Annotated in this window: 3 protein-coding genes; all 3 read left to right on the top strand. The window is 59.9% G+C overall.

From position 1 onward, the window contains the following. Window positions 1-670 precede the first annotated feature (670 nt). Window positions 671-1,855, top strand: coding sequence for an acyl-CoA dehydrogenase (locus PMI28_RS02320; protein WP_007992080.1), 1,185 nt, complete (start codon window positions 671-673; stop codon window positions 1,853-1,855). A 138-nt stretch (window positions 1,856-1,993) separates the two neighbouring features. Beyond that, entirely contained in the window at window positions 1,994-3,115 is a 1,122-nt protein-coding gene (locus tag PMI28_RS02325) for an LLM class flavin-dependent oxidoreductase (RefSeq protein ID WP_007992079.1), read from the top strand. 591 nt (window positions 3,116-3,706) lie between these two features. After that, the gene (locus tag PMI28_RS02330; protein ID WP_007992077.1) at window positions 3,707-4,066 is read left to right on the top strand and encodes a DUF6124 family protein; all 360 of its coding nucleotides are present in this window, start codon (window positions 3,707-3,709) and stop codon (window positions 4,064-4,066) included. Window positions 4,067-4,103: the final 37 nt, after the last annotated feature.

Here is a 4,103-nt window from a genome sequence, read left to right as displayed (position 1 = left end):
CCCCCGGATGAACGCCTCCACTCAGCCTGCCGAGGGGGCGGGTGGATCAAGATCAAGAGCTGCAGGCGAGCTAACGCTCGGCCTGATGAGTGGTGAGAAGCGTAGGGGTACACCGATCGGCCTTTGCTCTTCGTAGGAGCTGGCTTGCCAGCGAAGGCGACCTGCCAGCCGATCTGAATCTGATGGATGTACCTCGATCCTGTGGGAGCGGGCTTGCTCGCGAAGGCGGCCCGACAGCCGACTGGAATTTTGTGGATGTATCACGTCCAAAAGATCGCAGCCTCGTTGCACTCGACAGCTCCTACAGGGAAATGCGCAGGAAAGAGCCAGGCCGGCCGGTAGGCCGCCTCGCGGAGCAAGGGCATGCCGAGCCACCGCCTGACACCAAGCCTTCGCGAGCAAGCCCGCTCCCACAGGGATTTTCCGTGGCCACAAGTCCCGAGTAAAACCGGAGACCCAATGTGGGAGCGGGCTTGCTCGCGAAGACGGCCTGTCAACCAACACTTCCTTCTTAGATATCCCCCCTGATACCCATTCCCCAATCCCACATGGTCCGTTTGAGGGATGCCCGCTGCTTTGCGCATTGTTTGAATGCCAGCGTAGGGGCACTACACCCGCCCCGTTGCACGCGCGCCCCGGCGGATGGGGTGAACAAAGGAGAACAATAAAAATGCTCAACCAAGACCTGATTCGCCAGCGTCTGAGCCAACGTGCCCGCGAGTTGGTGCCGATCCTGCGTGAACGCGCCCTGAATGCCGCGCAAGCCGGCCAGTTGCCTGAAGAAACCCTGAAGGACTTCCACGACGCCGGGTTCTTTCGCATCCTGCAACCGTCCCGTTGGGAAGGCTATGAGCTGGAGCCCAAGGATTTCTTCGACGTGCAGATGACCCTCGCCGAAGGCTGCATGTCCTCGGCCTGGGTACTTGGCGTGGTAGCGATCCACAACTGGCAACTGGCGCTGTTCGACGACCGCGCCGCGCAGGATGTCTGGGGTAGCGATTCCAGCGTGCTGATCTCCTCCTCATACATGCCAGTGGGCAAGGTCGAGCGGGTCGACGGTGGTTTCAAGTTGAGCGGGCGCTGGGGCTTTTCTTCCGGCAGCAAGCACTGCGACTGGGTATTCCTCGGCGCGCTGGTGCCGCCGGAAGAGGCGGGCGGGGCGCCGGATTATCGGACCTTCCTGGTGCCGCGCAGTGACTACCAGATTCTCGACAACTGGAATGTCATGGGCCTGGAAGCCACCGGCTCCCACGACATCCTGGTGGAAAACGCCTTCGTTCCCGAGTATCGCACTCATCGGGCGTTCGACGGTTTCATGCAGAACAGTCCGGGCAACGCGGTCAACACTGCACCGTTGTTCCGCCTGCCATTCGGGCAGATTTTCGTGCGTGCGGTTTCGTCCTCGGCCATCGGTGCCCTGCAAGGTGCGGTGGATCAGTTTGTCGAGCACAACCGTGCTCGAGTAGGAGTCAATGACGGACGCAAAATGGTTCAGGACCCGGCCGCGCAATCGGCGCTGGCCAATGCCATGGTCTGCGTCGACGAGTGCAAGACCGTGCTGCATCGCAATTTCGCTTTGATGCTGGAGCGAGCGCAGAAGGGCGAGCCGTTGAGTATGCCCGAGCGGGTGAAGATGCGTTACGACTCGGCGCTGGTCGCCGATAAGTGCGCCAAGGCGGTTGGCGACCTGATGTTCAACAGCGGTGCTTCGACGATCTTCCGCAGTCATGCGATCAACCGTGCCTTCCGCGACATTCACACCGGTCGCGCCCACGTCGCCAACAGCCCGGCCAAGTACGCCTGGAACCTTGGCGGCGTGAGCATGGGCCAGGACAGCAACGACTTTTTCCTCTGACCGTTACCCATGGCTCTTTTCTATAAATCGGGCTAGTCCGTTTGCGTGATTCGAGCGCCTCGTCGATGCACGAGCATTGGCGGTAAGGCGAAGGTCTACGGCGCCGACTGCGCATCCAAATAAGCACAAGGATTAACCATGAAATTTTCCCTGATTTACGAAGCCCAGACGGTGGACTCCAGCCGCGAAGGCGACCGCAAGATTTTCCAGGACACCGTCGAGCAGGCCGTCCTCGCCGACAAGCTCGGCTTCGACACCTTCTGGTGCGTGGAGCACACGGCGCTGAGCAACTACTCGCACATGTCCGCACCGGAAACCATGCTGGCTTTCGTCGCCGGTAAAACCGAGCGCATCGGCATCGGCCACGGCGTGGTCTGCCTGCCTCCGGCGATGAACCACCCGGTGAAGGTCGCCGAGCGCATTGCCACCCTCGACCTGTTGTCCAAGGGCCGTGTGCATTTCGGTGTGGGCAAGGGCGGCACCCAGCAGGAAGCCGGCACCTTCGGCTACGACCTGGCGACCTTGCAGCCGCAGATCGACGAGATGATGTACCTGATCCCGAAAATGTTCGTGCAGGACGAGATCGAGCACAACGGCGACTTCGTGCAGATCCCCAAACGTCCGATCCATCCAAAGCCGTATCAGGACCCGCACCCGCCGATGTACCTGGCGTGCACCAACACCGAGTCGCTGAAGAATGCCGGCGGTCGCGGCATGGGCGCCTTGGTGCTGGGCTTCGGCGGCCCGGAAGAAATCGCCAAGAAAGTCGAGGTGTATCACGAGGCCTACGACCATCGTGACGAGAAGAAGCAAGTGGGTTTCCGTCCAAACCGTCACATCGCCGCGCTGTGCCCGGCCATCGTGCTGGAAGACAACGAAGAAGCGCGCCGCATCGGCATCCGTGGCCAGCGTTACTTCATGGAATCCCTGGGCTACTGGTACGGCGGTGGCGAGCGTCCGGATCCGGAGAAGTGGAAGGACGACACCTTCGTCGATGGCAACGGCCAGAGCGTGATCAAGTCGCGCTTCGCCTCCGAAGAAGTCAGCGTCGACTTCTCCGACCCGACCATGGCGATGATGAACCCCAATCACGCCTACGGCACCGTCGAGGATTGCATTGGCTACGTGCAACGCCTGATCGATGCCGGCGCCGACGAAATCCTGTTCATCTGCCAGATGGGCACCGTGCCGCAGTGGGCACAGCTGGAAACCCTGAAGAACATTGGCGAGAAGGTGATTCCGCACTTTCGCAAGAGCTGATTTGAGATAGCGCAAAACTGTAGCAGCTGCCGAAGGCTGCGTCCGAGTGCGCAGCACTCGCAAAAGGGCAATAGGCGGTGTTTCTGGACGGACTCGGTTTGCCAGGTTGCGAGCGCTACGCACTCGGACGCAGCCTTCGGCAGCTGCTACAGTTTTTTCAGGCCTGGCATGGACGTCAGGCCAACTTTCCAACGGGTCCCCAAGGCCCGTTTTTTTATGCTTGGACTAATCCTGTGGATCTTTAAACAGAGCCTGTTTGACCAGTGTCAGTGTTACTTGATGAAAGCTACAACGCCTTGCGTCGTTGCCTACAGGTACGCCAGAATCCGCCGGCTTGTGCGCCTTGGGGCCGCTCGGTAACTTGATTCCTGTCACTGCTCATCAGTGATCGGGTTTAGCAGCTCGGGTATAACCTAAGTCGTACGACGCTTCTATCAGACAGGTTTTTGCGCCTGCATTTTGATGGTAGCTGTACGCAGGGCGCCCTTGGGCGCGCCGGTTTCTTGGGTTCCCCGGTCTGCTAACCTGCGTGCAGCTGCCACCCTCTTCGTTTAGCAGCAGGAGGTTGGCACATCATTAGGAACCTGAGATATGTTCAAAGTCACACCAAACCCGCCGGACACCGATCCAACATCCCCATACGAACCCGATTCAAAAAAACTCAACGAGGCCGCCGAACGCGCCCTCGACTTCCACTTCCCGTCGTCTGCCGACATCAAAGCCACCCCGCGCACCGTCAGTACCCTGTTTACCGTCGACCCCGAAGTCAAGACCGAGACCCTTATGGTTTACCTGGTGGAAACGCTCGCTTCGGTGGATGTGATGGTCCATCAACTGGTGGATCACCTGGAAGGCGGCGACCGCAATGCCCTGCTGGGCATATCCAACAGCGTGATGCTGGCCGAAATCACCGCAAACCGTGTACTCGATCAAATCGATCCGCCTACATAAACCCGCAACACCACTGCCCCCTGTGGGAGCGGGCTTG

This window comes from Pseudomonas sp. GM48, assembly GCF_000282335.1.
Taxonomy (GTDB): Bacteria; Pseudomonadota; Gammaproteobacteria; order Pseudomonadales; family Pseudomonadaceae; genus Aquipseudomonas.
Note: the sequence above shows the minus strand (reverse complement) of the source record. Positions and strands in the feature narration are given on the sequence as shown.

Bases quoted from the DNA above. Each gene is read 5' to 3' on its own strand.
- PMI28_RS02325 (WP_007992079.1), top strand. From the start codon at position 1,994: ATGAAATTTTCCCTGATTTACGAAGCCCAGACGGTGGACTCCAGCCGC.
- PMI28_RS02320 (WP_007992080.1), top strand. From the start codon at position 671: ATGCTCAACCAAGACCTGATTCGCCAGCGTCTGAGCCAACGTGCCCGC.
- PMI28_RS02330 (WP_007992077.1), top strand. From the start codon at position 3,707: ATGTTCAAAGTCACACCAAACCCGCCGGACACCGATCCAACATCCCCA.